Raw genomic sequence first — 22,806 nt, 5'->3', positions numbered from 1 at the left:
TTTTAATAGCTTATATTTTAGTTCTACGTAACGACGAAAATATTTTAAATGGCAGCTAATTAATCAACAGAACTTTCTATGGGCAATAGTGATAAAAATAAGAAGTTTCTAATGCAAATTGCTGCTTGGCTAGTAGATAATACTGCTTTAACTTTTTATCAAATAGCACAATGTTGTAAGCTAGCTATTGAAGAAGTGCAAGCTATAGCTGATGGGGAAGTAGATGTTGAGAAATTTAATCCTATTACTTCTGAAATAATAACTGAAAAAGAAATTGATAATTGTAAAAAAAATCCAAGTCGTATACCAAGTTTGATTGCAAAAAATGTGAAAAAAAGGAGTAAATCAGTCGTTAACATTTTTGGCTTTGCCTCTGTATCAAGACGTAGAGATAAACCTGATGCGATTTATTATTTGATAAAAAGATTCCCTATTTTGGACAACAATGTTATAGCTAAATTGATCAGTACAACAAATTATACGGTGGAACGGGTGAGAAATGGGTCTCACTATAACATGCAAAATATAAGACCTCAAGATCCTGTACTATTGGGCTTATGTAGTCAAGAAGCTTTAGAAGCAGAAATAGAAAAAGCGAAAGTAAAAGAAGAAAAACAAGAAAGATTAAGAAATATAAAGGAAAATTACTAGAGTTTTTCAAATTATTTATTTCCACACCTTGTTAATATTAAATTAACTTGACTCGCTAGTATTTATTGGTATAATGTTAGCTAAAGTAAGTTGCTTAATAGCAATTGAGTTTGATACTTCCTGAAAATTAGCTCAGCCTAATTTATTATCTTGTAGTCGCATTTTAGGTTAGTAAACATCAATTAAGATTTTTGGAGGGCTATGACAACAGTCAATGAAGATATTTTAGCAAAAGAAAAGGTTACAACTGAACCAGAATCAGTAAAAAAAAGTGGGCAAATTCGCGATAACGGCCTGGTAAAACAAATAACAAATGAAGGTGTGAAGGAAAACAGTAAAACACTAGATCTGGGCGAACTGAGAGAAAAAACAGCAGAAGAATTGTTGGATCTAGCTGAAGAGAGAAAAATTTCGACTAATGGTAAAAGCAATGGCAGAATGCTGAAGCAGGAAATGATATTCAGCTTAATGAAGAAAATGAGCGAAGAAGGAGGCGTTACTACAGGAAGCGGGGTAGTGGAAATATTACCTGATGGGTTCGGTTTTTTACGCTCAGCAAGTGCAAATTACGCTCCAAGTACTGATGATGTTTATATTTCCAATGGGCAGATAAAAAAGTTTAATTTGCGTACAGGAGATATGGTACACGGAGAAATAAGACCCCCTGGTGATAAAGAAAGGTATTTTACTTTAACTAAGGTCCAAAGTATAAACTCTACTGAAGTAAGTGAGTTAAGAAAGTACGTCCATTTTGATAATTTGCTACCTCTTTATCCTGAGGAGAGTTTAATTCTTGAAAACAACAGCAGCGGAGATAGTAAAAAAGATATAAATATGCGTGCTGTGGATATAGTTGCACCCCTTGGAAAAGGACAAAGGGCATTAATAGTTGCTCCACCTCGCGCAGGAAAAACGATATTACTTCAGCAAATGGCTCATTCTATAGCTACAAATCATCCCGAAATAGAATTAATAGTATTACTTATAGATGAAAGGCCTGAGGAAGTGACAGATATGATGCGCTCTGTGAAGGGTGAGGTAGTAAGCTCAACATTTGATGAACCTGCTTACCGTCATGTACAGCTTGCTGAAATAGTAATAGAAAAAGCTAAAAGAATGGTTGAGCATAAGAAAGATGTGGTAATTTTGCTCGACTCTATAACCCGTCTTGCGCGTGCTTATAATGCAGTTATTCCTTCATCTGGAAAAGTTCTAACTGGTGGTATAGATTCAAACGCGCTGCAAAGACCAAAACGTTTTTTTGGAGCGGCCCGTAATATTGAAAATGGCGGTTCTTTAACAATAATTGCTACTGCTCTTATAGAAACTGGTTCAAAAATGGACGAAGTTATTTTTGAAGAGTTTAAAGGTACGGGTAATGCTGAAATTATACTTGATAGAAAACTTGCCGATAAGCGAATATTTCCAGCTATTGACATTACAAAATCTGGAACTAGAAAGGAAGAGCTGTTAATTGATAAGGCTATATTAAATAAAATATGGGTATTACGTAGGATATTGAATCCTATGGGGTCTGTTGAAGCAATGGATTTTTTACGCGACAAATTACTTCTAACAAAAAGTAATGCTGACTTTTTTAACTCCATGAATAATTAAAAGTAAGTTGGTAGAGAAATACGCAACTTTCATCATGCTCTGCAAGGAAGGGTACTAATTCTATACAAAATAATAGAGAATTGAGCGAATGTTGGGCTGCTTGAGAAGCAAATAATCAAGAATGGGAATTAATTGATTAGCAACGTCACACATTGAAATACAAGTAACCAGTGTACAAAAGCAAGTAAGCACTCTTGTTCAATTCAATGGTAGATAATACTGGAATTTAGAAAGCTAAATTCCAGTACCCAAGCTTTAATTACTCGCCTCGTAGTATTTCTTAACCAACTTGTTGAGTAACCTTATACCAAAACCTACTGCCCCTCTTGGAGAAATATCAGTGCCTTTTTCGTGCCAGGCCGTGCCTGCAATGTCTAAATGTGCCCAGCAAGTGTCGTTCACAAAACGCTGCAAAAACTGTGCAGCCATTATACTATCACCGCCTGAGCCTGCAGGAGCGATGTTTTGGACATCGGCAATCGGTGAATCGATAATCTTATCGTAAGTTTCACTCATAGGAAAACGCCACAACTTCTCATTTACTTCTTTTCCTGCGTCAATAAGACGATTTGCTAACTCATCGTTATTGGAGAAAAGACCTGCATATTCGTTGTTTCCAAGCGCAACCACTATAGCACCGGTTAAAGTTGCAAGGTCAATCATAAATTTCGGTGAAAATCTATCTTGTGTGTACCACAAAGCATCTGCAAGTATGAGCCTTCCTTCCGCATCAGTGTTTAACACTTCTATTGTCTGTCCAGACATTGAAGTGACTACATCGCTTGGTCTTTGAGCGTTACCACCCACTGCATTTTCTGCAAGTGCAACCACGCCAACCGCATTTACTTTTGCTTTTCGTCCAGCTAGAGCACGCATTACCCCCGTCACAGTAGCAGAACCTGCCATGTCATATTTCATTGACTCCATACCACGTGAAGGTTTGAGTGATACTCCGCCGGTATCAAACGTTATGCCTTTCCCCACAAAAGCTACCGGTTTTTGCTCCTTGGAGGTCCCATTCCATTTTATCACTACTAATTTTGGCTCTTTACTACTTCCTTGTGCTACCCCAAGCAGAGCCCCCATTTTTTTCTCTTCCATCTGCTTTTTATCAAGCACTTCAATTTCAAGGCCGAGCCTAGTAAGTTCGTCTTTTATACGATCAGCATAAGATGCTGGATATAAAACATTGGGTGGCTCAGTGGTAAAAACACGTGCAAGAAATATGCCCTCACCTTCTTGTTTTAACAGCTCGAATGATTTTTCAGCACTACTTAATTGTTCATCTTTTGCTAGCACTGTAATTTCCTCTACTTCTGTAATTTTTTCATCCTTTTTAGTTTTATACTTATCAAACTTAAAACTACGCAGAAATGCACCATATGCGACATTTGCTGCTTTGCCTTCGATTAAAATCGCTGCTTGCTTGATCTTTAACCTGCTTAGTTCGAAGTATATCTTACCGCCAATATTTAGCTCTTTATTTTCATCCCATTCATCTTTCTTGCCAAGCCCAGCAACTATGACATTTTTTCCCTCTGATGAAGTAACAGAGAAAAATTCACCAAAGCTCCCGTTAAAGTCACTAAATTTTTTTATGTTATCTATAATTTGCTTGTCTTGCAGAACCTTGCCATTATTTATAAACTCATCATTTTCAAACCAACCTATTACTAGTACTTCAAAATCAGGTAAAACTTTAGAAATTGTTATCTTCATTGTTGACATCTCCGTTGTAAATAACGTAAACTATACATAAAGCATAGTAAAAACATTAATAAAATGTTTTTCATATACGTCTTTAAATACAATAACACCTGAGATTACTATGAACTTGCCTTTATATGCAAGGGTTTTTATCTTTTATTGGAGAACTTGTTATACCCACCTAAGGTGATATTAAACATGTAGGTTTTTGTTGCCTGATCATTATAAGTAAACGGTGCTATTAGAAGGCTTGCAAGCCCGCTGTTGATAAAATTTCCGAGAACAGAATCAGCACAGTTGTCACAGTTATAGTCAGTAAAAAACATTTGTGTTGTGAATTCTGGAAAATCTGGATGTTGAACCAAAAAGTTGATGTGTGGCGCTCTATCACCAATTTTGCCAGGTGCTATTGTAATAAAATTATAATAGCCAAGGTTATTTACTATAAACCTTCCTGATCCAGCAAAATTTGGATCAAGTTTATCACCTTCTAAATTCTCATCATAATGGTTCGCGCCACGTGAATTCGCGTGCCATATGGAAACTACAGCATTTTGTATTGGTAAACAGTTGATATCAGTGATTCTACCTACTATATTTATTAATTCTCCTGTTGCTCTATTTGGAGAACCAGGTTTTCTTCTTAAATTGTTTGAAGAGTTAAAATTTTTTGGTCTTGCGTCAAGATCATAAATCTCTGGAGTTTCAATACAATTTAGCAAAATGGGATCAGCCGCAAATGACGACAAACCAAACATAGCCTGTACTAAAAGCGCTAATAAGATATTTTTCACTTTCATCGTGTTTACAACGCTTTCCCTTGAATTATAGCACCTTTTTTCTTTCATTGAAGGTAAGACTTTTTTGCTACTTCATATCGAGGACAACCATGAGTTCATTAGGGTCCACATAACCTAAGGCTCCTTTTGCTTGTTCATCAAGTAGGTCTAAATCTAAGCTTTTTTCATATAAGCCAGACACTTTATTACTCAACTTTTCCTTTTCAAAAGAGATATTCTTTAACAAAAGTTTATTGTACTCTATTTCTTTTTTTAGATCCATTAATGCTAGCAAGCCACGTTTACCCGTGATTGTACTGATGCTGAAATATAGTGTAAGAAAAGAAATGAGTAAAGCTGTACTTAAACACAGCAACCTTTTTCTTTTTTTAGGTACAAACATCAACTTTCACATGTAAGAAATTGAAAAACGTATAACATGAAAGGGTAAATAAGAAACTAAATACCCCAGTTGCAGCTTAGAGCCTTTTTACGACAAACCAAGCGTTCATATTCGAAATGTGCACTAACATCACATACGTGAACATTGTAAATCTCTATTTACCTCAAGATAACCAATACTTAAGAACCCTGGCGGACTTTGCACTTTGGCTTTACTTTATTTATAACGTAAATCTTACCACCCCTTTTCACAACTTTACAATTTTTATCTCTACTGCGATGGGATTTTAGTGAACCTTTAACTTTCATATCTATAGTGAGAACCAAATTACCTTACATTATGGTCTCTTATAGAGGGTTAGTCAATTGATAAATTCCTTACATTTTATTAAAATACTGTATAATCGTTGCTGACACTTCTTCGATTGACTTTTGTGTTACATCGATAATTGGCCAATTATTTTGCTTAAAGAGTTCCTCTGCTTTTTTAATTTCCTTTTCTACTTCCTTAGGGTCAGCATATATATTATTATCTTCATTATTAATTGCAGTGAGCCTATTTTTGCGTATTTCCACTAGCCTATTTACGTCTATTGTTAGCCCTATCGTCAGTTTGTTCTTTAATTTTGTTAAGTCAACATAAAAGGGTACCTCACTAACAAAAGGAGTATTTGCAACTCTATAACCACGATAAGCTAAATACATACTGGTAGGAGATTTTGATGTACGTGAAACTCCAATCAAGACTATGTCTGCTTTATCAATATCTTGAACATTTTGCCCGTCATCATGATTAATAGTGTAATTTATTGCCTCAATGCGTTGAAAATATTCATTATTTATTTCAGCATATAAATCAAGCTTTTCATCTTTTTCAATTTCAAGATAGGACGAAATTTCCCTAATAATATGTGATAATATTGCCCTATAGGGAATTTTCAATTTTATACAGTTATCCTTTAGATATTTTCTTAGTTCATCATCAGTAATAGTGCATATAACAAAGTTATGCTCATTACTTTTCTTATTGATTTCCTCCAAAATTTTATCAATTTGCTCTTCTTCTTTTACGAAAGACCAAACATATTCGATAGTTTCTATGGAGCGAAAATGTTTGAGAGCTGATTTTGCAACTGAAATAACAGTTTCACCACTTGAATCTGATACTAAGTGTAAATTAAGCCTTTTAAAGGTCATATTTTAATAGTATTATACTAGCAGCAATCGTCTATTGAAATAGTGATAATTTTTTGACCTATGTAAATGCAGACTATTGATAAAGCTCAAATTAATTGATAAATTTTTAATAAAATTATTATTGAGACAAATGTTTTTATTAAAACCTACAAGCTTCTCTTGCCTTGCTAAGAAAACTGTACCTTGGCTTGGAGTTATTTGTTTTACATGTTTTTTAGTTGGAATGTTTTTAGCTCTATTCTTCTCCCCAGGGGATTGTAAACAAGGAGAAATTGTACGAATTATGTATCTTCACGTACCTTCTGCATGGCTTTCTCTTGGGATATATGGATTAATTGCATTACTCAGTTTCATTTCCTTAGTGTGGAACAATAGCATTGCTAGTGTTTTGGCACATGCTGCTGCTCCCGCGGGAACAGTCTTTTCTGTAATATGTTTAATCACAGGTAGCATCTGGGGAAAAGGGACCTGGGGCACTTGGTGGGTATGGGATGCAAGGCTCACTTCAATGTTGATTTTATTTTTCCTATACGTTGGATACCTGTCGCTGTGGAGTGCTTTTGATAATGAAACAAGAGCTAAGAAATCAGCAGCAGTATTTGCCATCTTTAGTGCTATAAATATTCCTATAGTAAAATTTTCTGTAAATTTATGGGCTACTCTCCATCAGCCAGCAAGCATTCTTAGAAAAGGTGGAATAGCAATAGAAGGTTCTTTATTACTGCCATTAATTACAATGTTTATATTTTGTGCCACATTTTTTTTGGTTGTGTGGACACTGTATTCACTCTACTTGATTAATTTGTGTAAGATAAAAAGAGAAATTAGTTTGCGGTATTAAAAATACTTGCAATTCTATAGGAAAATATGCTAGAGAAAATTAAGCGAAATACCTTTAATCACTTTAAATATCTGCCTGAAGCTGTAGGTTTTAGTGTAAAAACAGATCAGGCCCTTACAGTCATTAACTGTAGGTTAGGATCTTCGATGTTTAACATTGTTTGTGGTAATTACTATACAAAAAAAGTTCAAAGAGTTGTAAATGGATTTAAAGGTCAGCCTTTTGCATGGTGGATTAGCCCATCAATCAAGTCAAAAGCGTTAAGTCAAAAACTGCTGGAGCACGGCTTTATCACCGAAACTGAAGAACGCGTTATGTTGTGTGACCTAACTAATTTTGAAAGCAGCAACAACCAACTCATCAGAAAATAGAGTAAGATTGAACGAAGATCTACTTGAACATTTTACCAAAGTTCTTGAAACATATGACGCAACGCACGTAACTTTTATGAAAAACTCATAGAACCATTGCTCAATCGGCGTGAAAACACGTTCAATGCTTTTAATTCCTCTTCAGGGTAGTAAATATTTGATCTTCATCAAAACTCATCCTAGTACGCCAAATAGGCCCATCTAAATGCATATCAATATAAACTGGGCTATTACGACCTGGTGGAATGAAGAAGAACCTGGATACAGAAACTAAAGCGAAGTTGGATAAGGTTAAATTAGATGAGATAGAACCTGATGCTTGATCAATTCCAAATTGTAAACTAGTTGAACATATGCCATTTCTAATGCTTGCTTTTCCACTAACATTTTCAAAAAATGTACTGCCATTATATATACTAACGTTAGCAAAAGTGGAAATTTCAGATTTATTTTTGCTGCTTAATAAATTAGTGATAAACGAATTGAAATCCATATTAGTGAATTCTATTTCTTGTGCTTGCAGCTTGATTTCCCCTGATAAATTATTAGCACAATCATAAAAGCTTTTTCCCTGAGTTCTAATTTCACCACTTAAGCTTACCTGACCATTTACATTGTCAATTCCTATAACCTCACCAATTTTCTTAGTGTCCAAATTTGCAATAAAAAATTTTATATATGTTGAATCCGATCTGAAATAACCCTGAAGAGACACTTGTCCATGTTCTAGTGCATAACCTACTTTTTTAACAGTAATAGTGTCATTTATCATCACCGCATCCAAATTAAAGTCCTTCAAAACATCTTGCTCAGTCCTAAGTTCTGCAATATTGAACTGTACATTTGCATCAAAGTCTTTTTTATTATCCAAAAAATCAAACTGCTTTTTTGACCATTGAATTTGATTTATCTTACTTCTTGAATCTCTTTTCACTTCTATTAAATTCGGTAATTTAAAAATACTGCTATTAAATTTATTACCCGTAAGGTTCACATCCAACAAAGGCTTAATGTATTCTTGATCCACTAATATTTTTATATTACCAGCAACATCGAAACCTTCTCCAAACAGCTTTATCTCATCTGCAACTAGCTTACTCTTTTCTATATTCAGCAAGAAACCCAAATCTTCAATTTTCGTCTCATTTAACGTAAAATCATTAACAGTGGTCTTTATCTTTACATTGTACTTCAGATTTCTCAGCCATTGCACTTTGGATAAACTACTGAACAACGAATAATCGTATTTATCTGCATTAAGATTATGTACACTAAATCTACCATTAATCACATTGTGTTTTTTTGAATGATTTACCCTAATTGATCCTTGCAAAAGTTCTTTACCATTTAGCAATCTAATATTTGAAATAGATAATATCCTAGGTGCAAAGTGTAATTTGGAACTTATTGTGAATTGATTTTTCTCGTTTTCTTTCATCTTTATAGAAGGGAAAAAATATGAAATGAACGACTCAAAATCATTTCCCTTTACCAACAAATCACCATTAAATTCAGATATAGTCTCATTGTTTGAGACTTTTCCTGATAAGTAAGATATATTATTGGCCCCAAGAAATTGAAGAAATGTATCAACTTTTATTTCTCCATCAGCAAGTTTCAACATAGCGTGAAATTTATCCAATATCCTGTTTTGATATTGAATGTTTGAAACTTCCATATTAAAATCTAGACTCAAGTTCTGTGGAATGACCTCTCTCAAACATTCTAGAAGATCCTTCATATCCGTTGTTTTTCGTGAATTGTTTTGTATGGAATCTAAGTCAACTTCACTGAAGTTAATATTGACGTTAGTGTGATTATTTTTTCTATCATTTCGTATTATGCCACTGGCCTGCATGCTTTTGGAATCGATTTTCAAATCGGTTGCCGCAAACTCATTCTCATCAAGGTTGATATTGGATGATATCTCGATATTTTCACTAGGGATGGCATGAGCAAGAAAGCTAAGATTAGTAACTTTTGCTAAATCATTTATAAAATCAGAGCCATTATTAATTGTTAGTGTTAATTTACCCTGGAGCCTCTCTTGACTTTTATTGCCTGCAAATAGTAAATTTATAAAATCTGACTTGACATTAACGAGTACATTTTTTTTTGTGATGTCAATCTTTCCTAAAAAACCATAATTGTTATCATCTACTTTTACCTTGCCAGAGAATTGTCTGTTTTTTTTAACATCAACCTCTTTTATCCTAACAATATTGCCATAATTGGCGAAGTCATCGTTTAAATTTATTTGGCTATCTTTTATTACTATATCAACTCTACTAGCTTTTGCATTTATAATACTAATAAAATTCTCTTTACTGCTTTTCATACCAAATAATGTAATTGACTTTGGTTGTAACGAAAATAAAAACAACGATAGAAGAGACGGCCTCACTTCAATTTTATTTATACTAATCAAATCTGATAACTCTTGCTCTTTATTATTGTTGCATTGTATGTACACGTTATAAATAGTGAGCTTTGGAGTAATTAGCGAAACCTCAACTTTACCTCCAATATGTACTTTAGCGTTGTACGTGCTTTCTAATTTTTGCACAATATGTTCCTTGTAGCTGTTCCAGTCCTTAAAAGTTGCAGCAATGTAAAGAAGGATTAACACCAAAAAGACTGATAACACTGTGTATATAGAAAATCTCATGGTCTTATATACTTAGAATCATCCATAAACATTAGGTTAAGAATACCAAAATAAACAATGACACTTAAAACTATTAAAGCTGCTAAATAAATGGCACGAGCAAATACTTTATCAAAAAATAATTCTGCTGATAAGAGACTAGAAACATAAAGAGCCATTGACATAACTGCTGTTGCGGCAAGTATTTTTACAATATTTAATAATAATACTTGGCTAACCTTATAAATTTTATTTATTGTTAAATAACTAACTAATAAAATAGTATTTATCCAAGAGGAGATAGAAGTAGCGATAGCAATTCCTGTATGTTCGTACTTGTTCATTAACAGAAGGTTTAGCACTATATTAACTCCAAGACTCACTAGTGAGAATATAGTTGGTATTTTTAAATTGCCTTTAACAAAAAACGTGGGTAGCAATACTTTATTTATAGTAAATGCAGGTAAAGAAAAAGAAAGTGCTATCAACGTAGGGGCGGTTTGCTGCACTGCATAGTGATCAAATTTACCGTAAGAAAAAAGCGTAAGTAAAATTATGTCGGGAATAATAATAAAGGCAGCAGTTGTTGGCATAATTAACATCAATCCTACGTTAAGAGCCTTGTTCTGTATTTTGACTATATTTTCAGTATCATCTGCTTGTCTTGAGATTAAAGGAAGAAGTACCGTGCCAATTGCGGTACCAATTACTCCTTGTGGTAGTTGATTTAGTCTATCGGCATAATATATATATGACACTGCATTTGGTATAAAACTTGCCATGATTGTATCAACCCATAGGCTTACCTGAGTTACACAGTTGTTGATAATTGCTGGTATCACACGCTTAAAAAACAACTTCACTTCATTACTCAATTTTACGCTAAAAAAAAAGGCAGCCTTCAACTTGTATGCACCAAACAGCATCAACAATAGTTGCAAAAGCCCTCCGACCAAAACGGCCACAGCAAGATTGTGGGCCGGTGTTTTTATGTAAGGCACAAATAAACTAATAATTAGACAGAGATTCGAAATAATCGGTGCAATAGCTGTTGAAGCAAAATGCTGCTTTACTTGCAACATTCCCCCAATAAGTGATGCAATTGAAATAAAAATTATGTAAGGAATCATAATTCTTGATAAAGTTATAGTAAGGGTAAGCTTGCTTTGGCCAAACCCAGGAGTAAATACTTGAATCATATAAGGAAAGAGAGTCTGCGTGATAAAGCAAAAAATTAATAAGATAACAAATGTAATAGATATTACATTGCTTGCAAAATAAAATGCCTTTTTATTATCACGCGATTCTGTTGAATATAGCGGTATAAAAGAGGTAGTAAATGCCCCCTCTGCAAAAAGAGCTCGAAATAGATTAGCAAAGCGCAACGAAGAAAAAAATACATCTGCAAGAGAAGTTGCACCAACAACCGTGGCAATCAATACATCTCTTATTAACCCTAAGGTTCTTGAAATAGCTGTAAAAAAACTAAGTGTGAAAATATTTTTAAGCATTGCTATTTACCACTACTCCAGATCATACTTAGTGTCAACATAATTGACTATAATAATAAAAACATAAATAAAGGTATTTCAGTAAATTATGCTTGAAAGAGATTTATTTTCTGGGTCTGTGAATTCTTCTGAAAGATGGTTCGTTGTGCTGTCTCGGATAAGATGAGCGGTAATAGATTAAACGTAAGAATAGTGTATAGATAACAGGTTTGATAGACGGTTTTATACCATTGTTGAAAATCCATATCCATATGCTAAATGCAAAACTTGAAAGTCCAGTTAGTACAGGTACTGTATTTGACTCTTTAATCAGCACCCAAAACAGCCAAGTAACAGATAAAGATACAGTGAGAAATAAGACATGCTTCAATGCTTCCGTCCACTGATAAGGTTTTGGTAAAAATTCGAGCGTGTTAGGAAAAAATGATATAATTAAGTATGGGAATGAAATACCAAGGCCAAGAAATAAAAAAGTGCCAACAGAAATAAATATTGATGATTGAGTAAGAGCAAAACCTATAACAGGTGCCATAAAGGCCGTAACACAGGGAGTTATACACAGCGTTGAGAGCATTCCACCAAAAAAACTGCTATTAGCTTTATTTGAATGAGAAAGTATAAGAGTGATGTCGAACAAGCTACAAAAACATAAGCCTATTGCAAACATTACATATAATAATACTGGCACAAAAACAGAAGGTTGCATGTGAAACCCCCAGTTTACTGTACAACATACATCACGTAACGTTAATAGCGTTGAGGACAATATTAATGTGCTAGTCAATACTCCAAGTGTGTAAGTTATTCCATTTAATTTTAGCTTAAAAGAGTTACTAAGACCATTAATTATTGTTATTGCTTTTAGAGAAAAAACAGGAAAAACACAAGGCATAAAGTTAAGTGCCACACCACCAATAAACGCGAATGCTGAATTTATTAGAAAACTCACGATTTTACATGTAACGAAAACTTCAATATAGTTTGAAGTAAAAGGATTTGCTTAAATAGTCAATTGACTTTTTGTGCTGAGATGTTAGAAGTTTTATACTTTGGCGGGCGTAGCTCAGTTGGTAGAGCGTCAGTTTGTGGTACTGAATGTCGCCAGTTCGATCCTGGTCGCTCGCCCCACTAAGGTTTTTGCTTGGCAGAAATATAAGCAGCAGGTATATTTCTATATACCTGCTTAGCGACCTTAACCTAGTCTTCGGGCAACTTTATAACGTTATGCAATTGAGCTGATAAAAGCTGTTTTATCTCCTTGCTGCAATAAGTGTATGTTTTTTGCTATCTTTTCTACTAATGGGATGATATTGTCAAAGCTTGAGAATTTGGACAATACATAATCTGCTAGATTTCTTTGATCATCTGGTCTACCTATTCCAAATCTCAGGCGCCAATAATCGTTGCCAATGAGGCTATCTATAGATTTAAGTCCGTTATGTCCAGCAGAGCCGCCACCTTTCTTTATTTTTATCCTTCCGAGTTCCAGGTCGGCATCATCGTGTATAACAACGATATTGTCTAGAGAAAATTTGTAAAAGTTTCGTATTTTTGCAACAGGAATACCTGAATTATTCATAAATGAGTAGGGCTTTAGCAGCATAGTTTTGTTTTCATTGATTATGCCAGAGGTTATCAAATAATCGACTCTTTTAGAGAATGACTGAAAATTCCAACATTTACAAATTGCATCAACAATGATAAAACCAATACTGTGATAAGTTAGTTCGTATTGGCTGCCTGGATTACCAAGCCCAACTATCAGATACACTATTACTCTGTTTCTGCTTGAGATTCTTCAACGTCACTATCGGCAGCAGAAATTGTAACAACGGTAAAGTTTTCTTCCTCATGCGCTCCAAGCTTAATACCTTCTGGCAATTTTACATCATTTATATGTATAGATTGGCCAATCATTTTACCGGATAAATCGACTTCTATAGCTTGAGGTATTTTGTCAGGAGAGCATTTAACAGTGATAGAACGACATAAAACATTTAGCACTCCACCTAGCTTGATTCCTGGAGATTTGCTTTCATTTATAAATGATAAAGGTATATCTATTTTGATTTCACTACCTTTATCAACAAACTGAAAATCAACATGTTGTATAGTGTCCTTTACTACATGCCATTGAATATTGCGAACAAGGGCATATTCTTTTTTGCCTGAAATGTTCAGTTCTATTACATGTGCAGAAAGAGAGCCTGATTTATATTGCTTCGTAAATTCCTTTGCAGACAATGTTAAATTTACATTATCATGTCCTTTACCATATATAACTGCAGGGATATTTCCTTCCTTTCTTAGAGAATGCATCGCCTTTGTTTTTCTTACATCACGTAATTCCGTATTAATTGTTACCATTTCTTGTTGCGCCATCGATTGCTCCTATTTAGCTAATCCTTTTAGTATAATTTAGTAATAATATAACATAAAAATGTTTATTTCAAACTCCATTCTTTTGTATTAAGCAAGAAAGTAAACTAGAATTCTTTTTAAAACTTGCTCTGGGCTGAAAGCACATGGACGCAGTTTATTGCGTCCAAAAGGATTTATATCTCATTGTTTTTCCTGAAAGTCCAATGATTATTAATAATCTTACTATACTATAAAGTATGTTAAACATTATTAGAAGATTTATGAATGTAGATAAAAAAGTAAAAATTTTACCCATAAAGCACCGATTATTGTAACATGGGTTCCAAAAGACATTGAAAAAATGTTTCCAGATGGTAAAAATAGCGAACACAACTACGTGGATGTATTAATTAGACATAAACAAGGGGTTAACAAAGAAAAAGATATCTTTTTAGTTGTAAATAGACCGGGGCTTAAGTCAGGCCAAATCGGGCAATTAGGAGATAATTCAAAGGGGTGGATGGAGTAAATGTTATAGATCTACATGACTCTAAATATGACTCTTGTTGGAAGAAATTTGGTCAAGGGTGGGAAATAAGTGGAAAGGATATGAGCATTCAAGATTGTTTTTATGACATGTATAACAAGAAGCCTGAGGAAAGAACGCACTTTTCAATTTAAATTGATACCTTCCTGTATAATTGGAGCTTATTGTATGCTATGTGAGCAAAAAGGGTCTCAAATGGAAGAAGGAGTAGTTTATATGGATTTTGATGTTCTTGATAGCATCAGTAATGATGAGTATAGAGAACAGAGAAAAAACTTTATGGAAGAAATGAGGAACAAAGAGGTATAGGAGGTGATATAACGATACCTGAATTTTAGCTGATAAAAATGGTAATGACATAATAGCTGTTACAGATTCACTTATATTGAAAAAGATTTGTGATAAGTATAAGCGGAATATACTTAACCAGGATGAAATGAAGGCAAGGTTAGAGGAGAAGTTAGGTAAAGAGAAAATTGAATAACTAATCCAAGCTAGGCCTGATAAAGACACAGTATGTGCAGTACTCTACTCTAAGCCCGATAAAATTTGTATTTCTTTGAGCAAAACATTGCTCAGCTTACCTTTAACCGTGAATTGAAACACATGTTTCAATCGTGTGATGTTGACTTTATTAAAAATGGAGGTGAGTATCTTGCCCAGGGACAGACAATTGATAATCAGAGGATTGGTCATAACGACGTTTCTTAGTGTAAAGATCTTTATATTTTATAAACAGTCGGTTTAATAATAATTTAACCATTGAAAATATAAAATTATTATATATTAATTAGCTATGGGGTAAAAAATGTCAACAAATTGGCTTCATGATTTGTTATTCGGTTCTGATGAATTGAAAATAAAAGCTCTAGAACAAGCTCAACAGGTCGATGCTGAGCAGTTTCAAAAGGCGTTTAGTGCATTAAAAGGGTTGCAAAAAAGTCAACAGATTGATGCTGGGCAGTTTAAAAATATACACGAGTACTTAAACGGTTTGCAGGAAAACTTTACAGGTTTGGAAGAAAAAGTGGAGACACTCACGGAGGCAGTAGGAGAACAAGAAAAAATAATGTTGACTTGTTGTATAGTAGCCAGCGTTGTTGCTGTAGCGGCGATTAGTTTTATTGGCTTCTGCATCTATCAGGGAGTTAAAAGTGAAAGGAATAAGCAAAATAACTTGTCAGATACATCAGGTGCGAGACTTAATAATTTAGGTGAATCAAATAACCCGAATGCAAAACTTGGTATAGATGGTAAGCTGAATAACTTACAAGTGGATGACTTGCAAAATAATAATTTATTAGCAGCAAATGTATAATACTCCTCTTATACAAGGTGTTACAAGTTACTTAACACATCATACTTTAATGCTCAACTTGTACTCACTACGTAAGATATTAGAGCTAAAATACCTTACAGGAAAGGTGTCATCCAAGCGCTCCTTTCTTGTTATCCCAGTGCGTGGCATACAACTGTACGAACATTGTAATTTTAGAGCAGTCTCCACCAGTAGGGTGCTATCCAAGTAGCTGACACTGGAATGACACCATCAGAAAGTGAACCAGTGTCACGCGTGACACTATCTTGGACTCTTAAGCTGCAACTAATCTAAATATTAAGAAACTTACTAAATGGAGAAAAAAAGCAAAGAAACCACGAGTAGCGAGTCTTGACCTTTGGCACTGTAATAATGTGCTGACGCTTAGCTTAAGCGCGATTTGGCTGAATGTAGAAAAAATTTAAAAGACACATAGCCCTAATAATTTGGTGTAATCCGCCAAAAAACACCCAAGCTTTTTATTGAATTTTGTCATTGAACTTGGAGGTCAAAAACAAGTTTTGATTTGAAAATACCCTTAATGCTAAGGTTAAGGGGGCAGTGAGGTTTGTCAAGCAAATTTTTGTAGCTTTCATGGCCTAGCATTACGCGCTGGAATGATAATTTTGATTATTTCAACTTTGGTGAATCTAGATTATACTAGCTATATCTTTTACACTTGATAAAGTTGCACCATCTTGGTAACTTTAGTTAAAAGAAATTATTTTATTCGACATGAAAAAAGCTTTAATATTCACACTCCTAATAGCAGTTGTATTAGTAGTCATCGCTTATTTATACAAAAATAGCGGAACTGACGATTCACAAGTGGTAAATGTTTATTCATCACGTAAAGAGGAGTTAGTACGTACTTTATTTGATGAGTTTACAAAAAATATGGGTGTTAAGGTACGTTATATTATCGATGACTATTCCCAATTGCTTTCACGCATGGAAAATGGCGGTGAAGCTGACTTATTTTTAACTGCAGATGCAGTGAACTTAATTTTAGCAAAAAAAAGAGGGCTTTTATCCCAAGTAAATTCAGAGGTTTTAAAAAACGCTATACCTGCAAAATTTAGAGATAGTGAAGGTTATTGGTTTGGCCTCACAAAAAGAACTAGAATATTGGTCTATAATAAAGAATCAGTAGACCCTAAAGATTTAAGTACTTATGAAGATTTAGCAAATGAAAAGTGGAAAGGAAAAATATTGGTACGTTCTTCCACGAGCCCGTATAACCGGTCATTGATTGCTTTTATGATTGCAAACAATGGTTTTGAGAAGACAAAGGAGTGGGTCAGTGGAATTGTGAGCAATATGGCAAGAAAACCAAGTGGTGGTGATACTGATCAGATTTACGCTGTAGCTGCTGGTGAAGGAGACATTGCAATAGTAAATAGCTATTACTTTGCAAGAATCCTTTCATCAAAGTATGGAAATAAAAAGAATATTGCAAACAAGCTAGGGGCTTTTTTTCCTAATCAAGATGATACCGGCGTAATGGTAAACATTAGTGGAGCAGCAATAACAAAAAATGCGAAGAATAGAGAAAATGCTATAGCACTACTGGAGTTTTTAGTCAGCAAACGGGCTCAAGAGTTGTATGCTAAAAAAAACCAAGAGTATCCTGTTATTGAAGGTGTTGAAGCTTCTGATATATTAAAATCCTGGGGGGATTATTTACAAAGTGATTTACCTCTAAGTAAACTTGAGAAGCATCTTTTGGAGGCTGTTATTATAGCGGACGAATGTAAATGGAGATAATGTCCAGCTACCGTAAGAAAAATGCTGACGAACTTTTGGTCTGGTATTAACCTTGCTATTGACTCTGTTTTTTGGTACTTGGGGAAACCTTATTTGGGTCAGCTATAGCGATATCTTCATTATTAAAAAACCCTTGGCAGGATGTTCACGTTTAATTATCATAGAAATTATACAAATGAGTAAATGATCTATGTCAAGCAACCAAGAAGAAAAAAATAATGATAAGCTGAAAGCATTAGATAATGCAATAAGCCAGATTGAAAAAGCATTCGGTAAAGGTGCAATAATGAAGCTGAAGCAAAACCCTGTAGAGAAAATAGATACGATATCAACAGGGTCGATTGCGCTTGATTCAGCTCTGGGTGTTGGGGGATTGCCAAGAGGGCGTATAGTTGAAATATTTGGCCATGAGAGTTCTGGCAAAACTACTCTTGCTTTGCATGTGATTGCTGAAGCACAAAAAAAAGGAGGTTTATGTGCATTTGTCGATGCAGAACATGCATTGGATGTTATGTATGCTCATAAGCTCGGAGTAAACACTGATGATTTAGTGATCTCACAACCAGACACTGGAGAGCAGGCACTACATATTGTTGAGTATTTAGTGTGTTCTGGCGCAATTGATGTTATAATTGTCGACTCTGTTGCAGCGTTAACTCCAAGAGCTGAAATTGAGGGAGATATGGGCGATCAACACATGGGATTGCAAGCGAGACTTCTAAGTCATGGGCTACGGAAGCTTACCTCCGCAGTTTCAAAAACGAATTGCATATTAATATTTATTAACCAAATTCGTATGAAAATAGGGGTGGTATATGGAAATCCTGAAACTACCACGGGTGGAAATGCATTGAAGTTCTATACTTCTGTAAGGCTTGATATAAGAAAAGTTGGTGCAATAAAAGATAAAGACAATATCACAGGCAATGAAACGAGAGTTAAAGTTGTAAAAAATAAAGTTGCTCCTCCATTTAGAGAAGCTAAATTTGATATAATGTACAATGAAGGCATATCAAAACTTGGAGAGATAATAGATATAGGAGCAAAACTTGGTGTACTTGAAAAAGCGGGCGCTTATTATTCATATAATAACATGCGCCTTGGGCAAGGAAGGGAGAATGTAAAAAATTATTTCAAAGCAAACAAAGAAATTGCAAGTGAAGTAGAGATGAAAATCAAAGATTTATTCAAAAATCATGATAGTTCTATCCCAATAGAAGAGGAGAGCGAACAGCTTGTAGAAGAATCAGCTTTCTAGTTTTAGTTAAAGTTTGTATTGGGTAGGTATTACAGTATATACTCGTCATGTCTCTTACAACTATGTGAACGTTACAGTTTTAAGCAAAAACGTTTCATCTAGGCAGCTAGCACTGGCATCTAGTTTTTATTGTGCAGCCACTTGGCGTGCTCATTTAGAGTTAAGTTTTCTAGATCCTGGTACTTGGATGACATCTTTCTTGGTGCAAATTACTCTTATATCGAAATGTTCGTACAGTTGTACGTCGGCTTGAATGACGCCTTAAGGTAAATTTTCAACATCCTAAAGGTTACAGTACATAGGCCGCTTAGTTAAGAAAAAACCCATGCTACAGTGATTCAAAAACAGTTGTTATACACTAGGCCTAAAGGTGTAAGCCTCTATACTAAGCCTTCCTGCCTATTACCACAACATTTTCACTTGGGAAAAAATAATCAGGTATAGCCATATTTTTTGGTGCAGGCCCCCCAATTACTCGACCTGATGTGTCGTAATATGAACCGTGGCAAGGGCAGAACCAGCCATTACCATCTTTTGTAGTGTGATCAACTGGTACACACCCAAGATGGGTACATATGCCAATCATAATTAACCATTCCTCTTTTCCTTTGCATACTCTTTGCTCATCTGATTCAGGATCCCTTAAACTTTCTACATTCACAGCTCTTGCAGCCTTGATTTCTTGCTTTGTACGTCTGCGAATAAATACTGGCTTACCTTGCCATTTTACTTTTTTCTCTTGTCCTTCGTGAATATCAGATAAGTTAACCTCAACTGTAGACATTGCTAGAACTTCAGCGGAAGGGTTCATAGACTTAACCAGTGGCCAAAGCCCACTTACAATCCCTATGCCTGCCATAGCGCATGTGGTTAATGTTATAAAATCTCTCCTGCTCTTACTCTTAGTAAGACCCTTAACAGGAAGCGCTTTTTCATCTTTCTTGTTTGTCAGTGATTTTTTATTTCTAGTTAATTTCTTGTTCATCACTCTCCATTAAGCCATGAGTATACATTCTAACTTAAATACTGTATATTAATCAACAAAAACTTTACTTTTATACAAAGAGTGATATATTGAATGGTAGGTATATGAATGGAAGGTAAATCAGTATGTTAAAGATTGGTGATAAAAGAGGATAATACAACTTGTATAGATAAATTAATTGAAAAAATCAAAAACTACCTTCTGCCTTTTTAAATCTTGATAAGGATAGAAGAATTGAAGATATGGGATTTTAAACACCCTCAAGACTTACCCACAACTGTAAGGACAGTTATGATTTTGAAAGCAAAAGGAGAACGGACTAAAGACTACTTGACAAATCTTGCCAGCCCCTTACGATGGCATCGAGGGTGTTTCTGACTCAGAATTTGTTTTTGATCCGCGCGAGTGCAATGACAAAATTCAGTAAAAAACTTAAAGTGTTTTTTGGCGAGTTACATCAAATTATTGGGGCTGTATGTCTTTGAAGATTTTTCTACATTCAGCCAAATTGTGCTTAAACTAAGCGTCAGTAAATTATTACAGCGCCAACTTAAAGTATTGGAGGATTAAGCTCGCAACGCGGGCTTTTTTGTCTTTTTTTTCATTTAGTAAATTTCTTAATGTTTAGATTGGTTGTGGTTTAAGAGTGCAAGAGGGATGTCACACGTGGCACTGGTTCACCTTATAATGATGTAATTCCAGTGTCAGCTACTTGGATGACATCTTTTAAAAAAGGCAGAAGCTATAGATTTTGATGGATACATAATTAAAAACTTGAACAGGCTACGTTAGCCTTTACAAGGCTAAGTGAAAGGAAAAAGGAAGAGATAGAACATTTCTACCTCTCCTTAACATTAACTTTACTTTCCCAGCGCTTCAAATATAGCTGCATTTACTGCAACCTCTTGTAAGTTAGCTGATACGCCATCTTTTAAAGCTTTAAGGGTTTTATTACTTACTGCAATTGATGGTAGATTAGCCTTTCCACCCACACCTAACACTCCTTTTACTTCAGCAAGATTCTTTACTTCTTTCTCATTAATTGATATTACAATGACATTATTATCTTCAACCTTATATTTGAGACCTTTGGATAGGTATTTGCCATCTTTGTCTTTGAAGGTCACGAATATAGGTTGATCGTTTTTCTCACCTAGCAATACTGCACGATCGTCATCTGAAGAAAACTTCAGGAGTAATGCTCCATTTTCTTCAACAATATTAATGCCCCTTACAACATCAACAAGTTCAGAGAAGCTTACATTCCTATCGTTCTTACTATCTTTACCCTGAGCCCCTTCTACTGCATGCATTTGCTGACATGATGAATAAGCCAGCGCAGTAAAATATACAGCAGCAACAAATAGAGCTGCAATTCCAACAGGGTTAGCAACAGACATTAAGAACACAGGTACAGCAATCACATTAGTAGCAACTAATATCGTTGTTGTTGCTGCTGCTAAAGATGCAATCGCAGCTGTACTTTCAATACCTATCTTTGTTATAGGTACTGTATTTTTCCACTTCCATATACTTAGTTCTTTAGTCATAATAACTTTCTCCTAAATTAAAGTTAACAATAACTTAATTCTATACTGACAATATATGTTAGTCAAGTCTTTTTTATAATAATTTAATAGTAATTATATTTCGAACTGCTTCTTAAATTGTTATTAATTATATACAATTGTTATATGATACACGGCTGGCTGAATTTCGATAAACCAATAGGAATTAGCTCTGCACAAGCTGTAACCCAAGTTAAAAAGATTTTTGGAATTAAAAAAGCCGGTCATTTGGGGACGCTTGACCCCTTAGCTTCAGGTGTGTTGCCAATTGCTCTTGGTGAAGCAACAAAAACTATACCATATTTATCTTGCGGTTCAAAGGCATACGATTTCACAATAAAATGGGGAGAGCAAAAAACCACTGACGATTTAGATGGTGACACCATTAAAATTAGTAATATAAAGCCTGAATATAATCAAATAAATCGTGCAATCAAGAACTTTGTTGGTGAGATAATACAGACTCCTTCTCAATTTTCAGCAATAAAAATCAATGGGATAAGGGCATATAGATTAGCAAGAAGTGGACAAAAAGTAAATATAAAGCCCCGCTTGGTGCGAATATATGAACTGAAATTGATCTCTGTTGATACTATAAATAATAGTGCTGGTTTTTCTATGACGTGCGGTAGCGGTGTATATGTGAGATCAATTGCTCGAGATCTTGGAATTGCATTAAATTGTTTTGGATATGTTAAGAAATTAAGGAGGACTATGGTAGGTAATTTTAGAGAAACTGAATCAGTGACAATTGAGCAGTTTATAAAAAAAGATAAAATTATTCCTATCGTACCAGTCTTAGAGACAATGGTTAAAGTTAAAATTTCCCCAAAAGAAGCGGAGAAAATCAGAAAAGGTCAGGAAATCGTGTTAAATAACTTGCATAATTTAAAGAATTATGATATTTTGTGCACAATAGTGGGTAATGTACCTATTGCAATTTGCAGTTTTGCTTATGGTTGTGTAAAGCCTATTCGAGTTTTTAATATTTGAAATGAGGTTTAGATGTCAATAACATCCGAAAAGAAAAAGAATTTAATAAATACATATGCAATTAAAGAAAATGACACAGGTTCTTCTTTTGTACAATGTGCAATTTTAACCGAGAGGATCAGTAATTTAACTGAGCACTTTAAAGTGCACAAGCATGACCATCACTCTAAGCGTGGTTTACTTATATTGATAGGTAGAAGACGCAAACACTTAAATTATATAAAGCGCAAATTTGGTAATGAAGCCTACCAGGGATTAATAGAGAAGTTAGGCATTAGAAAATAAT

The 22,806-nt window shown here is 34.5% G+C and carries 23 protein-coding genes and 1 tRNA gene; 12 read left to right on the top strand and 12 right to left on the bottom strand.

Annotated features, from left to right (window positions below; all coding sequences use genetic code 11):
- Positions 1-78 precede the first annotated feature (78 nt).
- Both QUS22_RS02560 and rho read left to right on the top strand, forming a co-directional pair.
- Positions 79-651 carry a cell cycle transcriptional regulator TrcR gene (locus QUS22_RS02560; RefSeq protein ID WP_289513429.1) on the top strand — a complete coding sequence of 191 codons (573 nt, stop codon included), beginning with the start codon at positions 79-81 and terminating at the stop codon, positions 649-651.
- Between the two features lie 201 nt (positions 652-852).
- Positions 853-2,268 carry a transcription termination factor Rho gene (gene rho, locus QUS22_RS02555; RefSeq protein WP_289513428.1) on the top strand — a complete coding sequence of 472 codons (1,416 nt, stop codon included), beginning with the start codon at positions 853-855 and terminating at the stop codon, positions 2,266-2,268.
- Positions 2,269-2,523: 255 nt separating this feature from the next.
- On the opposite strand, the gene QUS22_RS02550 is transcribed toward rho, so the two are convergent.
- From QUS22_RS02550 to QUS22_RS02530, 5 genes are all read right to left on the bottom strand, one after another.
- Entirely contained in the window at positions 2,524-3,987 is a 1,464-nt protein-coding gene (locus tag QUS22_RS02550) for a leucyl aminopeptidase (RefSeq protein ID WP_289513427.1), read from the bottom strand.
- A 137-nt stretch (positions 3,988-4,124) separates the two neighbouring features.
- Positions 4,125-4,775, bottom strand: a complete 651-nt coding sequence (locus QUS22_RS02545; protein WP_289513521.1) for a protocatechuate 3,4-dioxygenase — start codon at positions 4,773-4,775, stop codon at positions 4,125-4,127.
- Positions 4,776-4,842: 67 nt separating this feature from the next.
- Positions 4,843-5,157 carry an FtsB family cell division protein gene (locus QUS22_RS02540; RefSeq protein WP_289513426.1) on the bottom strand — a complete coding sequence of 105 codons (315 nt, stop codon included), beginning with the start codon at positions 5,155-5,157 and terminating at the stop codon, positions 4,843-4,845.
- A 179-nt stretch (positions 5,158-5,336) separates the two neighbouring features.
- On the bottom strand, positions 5,337-5,465 hold the full coding sequence (gene rpmJ / locus QUS22_RS02535) for a 50S ribosomal protein L36 (protein ID WP_289513425.1): 129 nt from the start codon (positions 5,463-5,465) through the stop codon (positions 5,337-5,339).
- Positions 5,466-5,534: 69 nt separating this feature from the next.
- A complete protein-coding gene (locus QUS22_RS02530) occupies positions 5,535-6,353 on the bottom strand; it encodes a pyruvate, water dikinase regulatory protein (protein WP_289513424.1) in 819 nt (272 codons plus the stop codon).
- A gap of 130 nt (positions 6,354-6,483) precedes the next feature.
- On the opposite strand from QUS22_RS02530, the gene ccmC reads away from it, so the two are divergent.
- Together ccmC and QUS22_RS02520 are read left to right on the top strand one after the other, a co-directional pair.
- Entirely contained in the window at positions 6,484-7,194 is a 711-nt protein-coding gene (gene ccmC, locus QUS22_RS02525) for a heme ABC transporter permease CcmC (protein ID WP_289513423.1), read from the top strand.
- A gap of 26 nt (positions 7,195-7,220) precedes the next feature.
- Positions 7,221-7,565 (top strand): hypothetical protein, encoded by a 345-nt coding sequence (locus tag QUS22_RS02520; protein WP_289513422.1) that lies wholly within the window; start codon positions 7,221-7,223, stop codon positions 7,563-7,565.
- A 130-nt stretch (positions 7,566-7,695) separates the two neighbouring features.
- On the opposite strand, the gene QUS22_RS02515 is transcribed toward QUS22_RS02520, so the two are convergent.
- From QUS22_RS02515 to QUS22_RS02505, 3 genes are all read right to left on the bottom strand, one after another.
- Positions 7,696-10,233 (bottom strand): AsmA family protein, encoded by a 2,538-nt coding sequence (locus tag QUS22_RS02515; protein ID WP_289513421.1) that lies wholly within the window; start codon positions 10,231-10,233, stop codon positions 7,696-7,698.
- Complete coding sequence (gene murJ, locus QUS22_RS02510; RefSeq protein WP_289513420.1) at positions 10,230-11,723, bottom strand: murein biosynthesis integral membrane protein MurJ; 1,494 nt, start codon at positions 11,721-11,723, stop codon at positions 10,230-10,232. Before murJ ends, QUS22_RS02515 begins: the two co-directional genes overlap by 4 nt.
- A 103-nt stretch (positions 11,724-11,826) precedes the next feature.
- The gene (locus QUS22_RS02505; protein ID WP_289513419.1) at positions 11,827-12,672 is read right to left on the bottom strand and encodes a cytochrome c biogenesis protein CcdA; all 846 of its coding nucleotides are present in this window, start codon (positions 12,670-12,672) and stop codon (positions 11,827-11,829) included.
- Positions 12,673-12,775: 103 nt separating this feature from the next.
- Between QUS22_RS02505 and QUS22_RS02500 the strand changes: the two genes are divergently transcribed.
- A tRNA-His gene (locus QUS22_RS02500) sits at positions 12,776-12,851 on the top strand.
- Between the two features lie 94 nt (positions 12,852-12,945).
- On the opposite strand, the gene pth is transcribed toward QUS22_RS02500, so the two are convergent.
- Together pth and QUS22_RS02490 are read right to left on the bottom strand one after the other, a co-directional pair.
- Entirely contained in the window at positions 12,946-13,494 is a 549-nt protein-coding gene (pth, locus tag QUS22_RS02495) for an aminoacyl-tRNA hydrolase (RefSeq protein WP_289513418.1), read from the bottom strand.
- Positions 13,495-13,496: 2 nt separating this feature from the next.
- Positions 13,497-14,105, bottom strand: a complete 609-nt coding sequence (locus QUS22_RS02490; RefSeq protein ID WP_289513417.1) for a 50S ribosomal protein L25/general stress protein Ctc — start codon at positions 14,103-14,105, stop codon at positions 13,497-13,499.
- A gap of 495 nt (positions 14,106-14,600) precedes the next feature.
- Here QUS22_RS02490 and QUS22_RS02485 point away from each other — a divergent pair, with 495 nt between their 5' ends.
- The 5 genes from QUS22_RS02485 to recA all read left to right on the top strand — a co-directional run bounded on the left by QUS22_RS02485 (position 14,601) and on the right by recA (position 18,974).
- Entirely contained in the window at positions 14,601-14,765 is a 165-nt protein-coding gene (locus QUS22_RS02485; protein WP_289513416.1) for a hypothetical protein, read from the top strand.
- A gap of 34 nt (positions 14,766-14,799) precedes the next feature.
- The gene (locus QUS22_RS02480) at positions 14,800-14,940 is read left to right on the top strand and encodes a hypothetical protein (RefSeq protein WP_289513415.1); all 141 of its coding nucleotides are present in this window, start codon (positions 14,800-14,802) and stop codon (positions 14,938-14,940) included.
- A gap of 499 nt (positions 14,941-15,439) precedes the next feature.
- Positions 15,440-15,949 carry a hypothetical protein gene (locus tag QUS22_RS02475; RefSeq protein ID WP_289513414.1) on the top strand — a complete coding sequence of 170 codons (510 nt, stop codon included), beginning with the start codon at positions 15,440-15,442 and terminating at the stop codon, positions 15,947-15,949.
- Positions 15,950-16,684: 735 nt separating this feature from the next.
- Entirely contained in the window at positions 16,685-17,716 is a 1,032-nt protein-coding gene (locus QUS22_RS02470; RefSeq protein ID WP_289513413.1) for an extracellular solute-binding protein, read from the top strand.
- Between the two features lie 190 nt (positions 17,717-17,906).
- A complete protein-coding gene (recA, locus tag QUS22_RS02465; RefSeq protein WP_289513412.1) occupies positions 17,907-18,974 on the top strand; it encodes a recombinase RecA in 1,068 nt (355 codons plus the stop codon).
- A gap of 385 nt (positions 18,975-19,359) precedes the next feature.
- Here recA and petA read toward each other — a convergent pair whose 3' ends face one another.
- Both petA and QUS22_RS02455 read right to left on the bottom strand, forming a co-directional pair.
- Positions 19,360-19,959, bottom strand: coding sequence for a ubiquinol-cytochrome c reductase iron-sulfur subunit (petA, locus tag QUS22_RS02460; protein ID WP_289513411.1), 600 nt, complete (start codon positions 19,957-19,959; stop codon positions 19,360-19,362).
- 860 nt (positions 19,960-20,819) lie between these two features.
- Entirely contained in the window at positions 20,820-21,509 is a 690-nt protein-coding gene (locus QUS22_RS02455) for a hypothetical protein (RefSeq protein ID WP_289513409.1), read from the bottom strand.
- Positions 21,510-21,656: 147 nt separating this feature from the next.
- Here QUS22_RS02455 and truB point away from each other — a divergent pair, with 147 nt between their 5' ends.
- Positions 21,657-22,520 carry a tRNA pseudouridine(55) synthase TruB gene (gene truB, locus QUS22_RS02450; protein ID WP_289513520.1) on the top strand — a complete coding sequence of 288 codons (864 nt, stop codon included), beginning with the start codon at positions 21,657-21,659 and terminating at the stop codon, positions 22,518-22,520.
- A 12-nt stretch (positions 22,521-22,532) separates the two neighbouring features.
- Positions 22,533-22,805, top strand: a complete 273-nt coding sequence (gene rpsO, locus QUS22_RS02445; RefSeq protein ID WP_289513408.1) for a 30S ribosomal protein S15 — start codon at positions 22,533-22,535, stop codon at positions 22,803-22,805.
- The last annotated feature ends 1 nt before the right edge of the window (position 22,806 follow it).

Source organism: Wolbachia pipientis, assembly GCF_030373985.1.
Classification (GTDB): Bacteria; Pseudomonadota; Alphaproteobacteria; order Rickettsiales; family Anaplasmataceae; genus Wolbachia; species Wolbachia pipientis_D.
Note: the sequence above shows the minus strand (reverse complement) of the source record. Positions and strands in the feature narration are given on the sequence as shown.

Bases quoted from the DNA above. Each gene is read 5' to 3' on its own strand.
- QUS22_RS02560 (WP_289513429.1), top strand. From the start codon at position 79: ATGGGCAATAGTGATAAAAATAAGAAGTTTCTAATGCAAATTGCTGCT.
- rho (WP_289513428.1), top strand. From the start codon at position 853: ATGACAACAGTCAATGAAGATATTTTAGCAAAAGAAAAGGTTACAACT.
- QUS22_RS02550 (WP_289513427.1), bottom strand. From the start codon at position 3,987: ATGAAGATAACAATTTCTAAAGTTTTACCTGATTTTGAAGTACTAGTA.
- QUS22_RS02545 (WP_289513521.1), bottom strand. From the start codon at position 4,775: ATGAAAGTGAAAAATATCTTATTAGCGCTTTTAGTACAGGCTATGTTT.
- QUS22_RS02540 (WP_289513426.1), bottom strand. From the start codon at position 5,157: ATGTTTGTACCTAAAAAAAGAAAAAGGTTGCTGTGTTTAAGTACAGCT.
- rpmJ (WP_289513425.1), bottom strand. From the start codon at position 5,465: ATGAAAGTTAAAGGTTCACTAAAATCCCATCGCAGTAGAGATAAAAAT.
- QUS22_RS02530 (WP_289513424.1), bottom strand. From the start codon at position 6,353: ATGACCTTTAAAAGGCTTAATTTACACTTAGTATCAGATTCAAGTGGT.
- ccmC (WP_289513423.1), top strand. From the start codon at position 6,484: ATGTTTTTATTAAAACCTACAAGCTTCTCTTGCCTTGCTAAGAAAACT.
- QUS22_RS02520 (WP_289513422.1), top strand. From the start codon at position 7,221: ATGCTAGAGAAAATTAAGCGAAATACCTTTAATCACTTTAAATATCTG.
- QUS22_RS02515 (WP_289513421.1), bottom strand. From the start codon at position 10,233: ATGAGATTTTCTATATACACAGTGTTATCAGTCTTTTTGGTGTTAATC.
- murJ (WP_289513420.1), bottom strand. From the start codon at position 11,723: ATGCTTAAAAATATTTTCACACTTAGTTTTTTTACAGCTATTTCAAGA.
- QUS22_RS02490 (WP_289513417.1), bottom strand. From the start codon at position 14,105: ATGGCGCAACAAGAAATGGTAACAATTAATACGGAATTACGTGATGTA.
- QUS22_RS02480 (WP_289513415.1), top strand. From the start codon at position 14,800: ATGCTATGTGAGCAAAAAGGGTCTCAAATGGAAGAAGGAGTAGTTTAT.
- QUS22_RS02475 (WP_289513414.1), top strand. From the start codon at position 15,440: ATGTCAACAAATTGGCTTCATGATTTGTTATTCGGTTCTGATGAATTG.
- QUS22_RS02470 (WP_289513413.1), top strand. From the start codon at position 16,685: ATGAAAAAAGCTTTAATATTCACACTCCTAATAGCAGTTGTATTAGTA.
- recA (WP_289513412.1), top strand. From the start codon at position 17,907: ATGTCAAGCAACCAAGAAGAAAAAAATAATGATAAGCTGAAAGCATTA.
- petA (WP_289513411.1), bottom strand. From the start codon at position 19,959: ATGAACAAGAAATTAACTAGAAATAAAAAATCACTGACAAACAAGAAA.
- QUS22_RS02455 (WP_289513409.1), bottom strand. From the start codon at position 21,509: ATGACTAAAGAACTAAGTATATGGAAGTGGAAAAATACAGTACCTATA.
- rpsO (WP_289513408.1), top strand. From the start codon at position 22,533: ATGTCAATAACATCCGAAAAGAAAAAGAATTTAATAAATACATATGCA.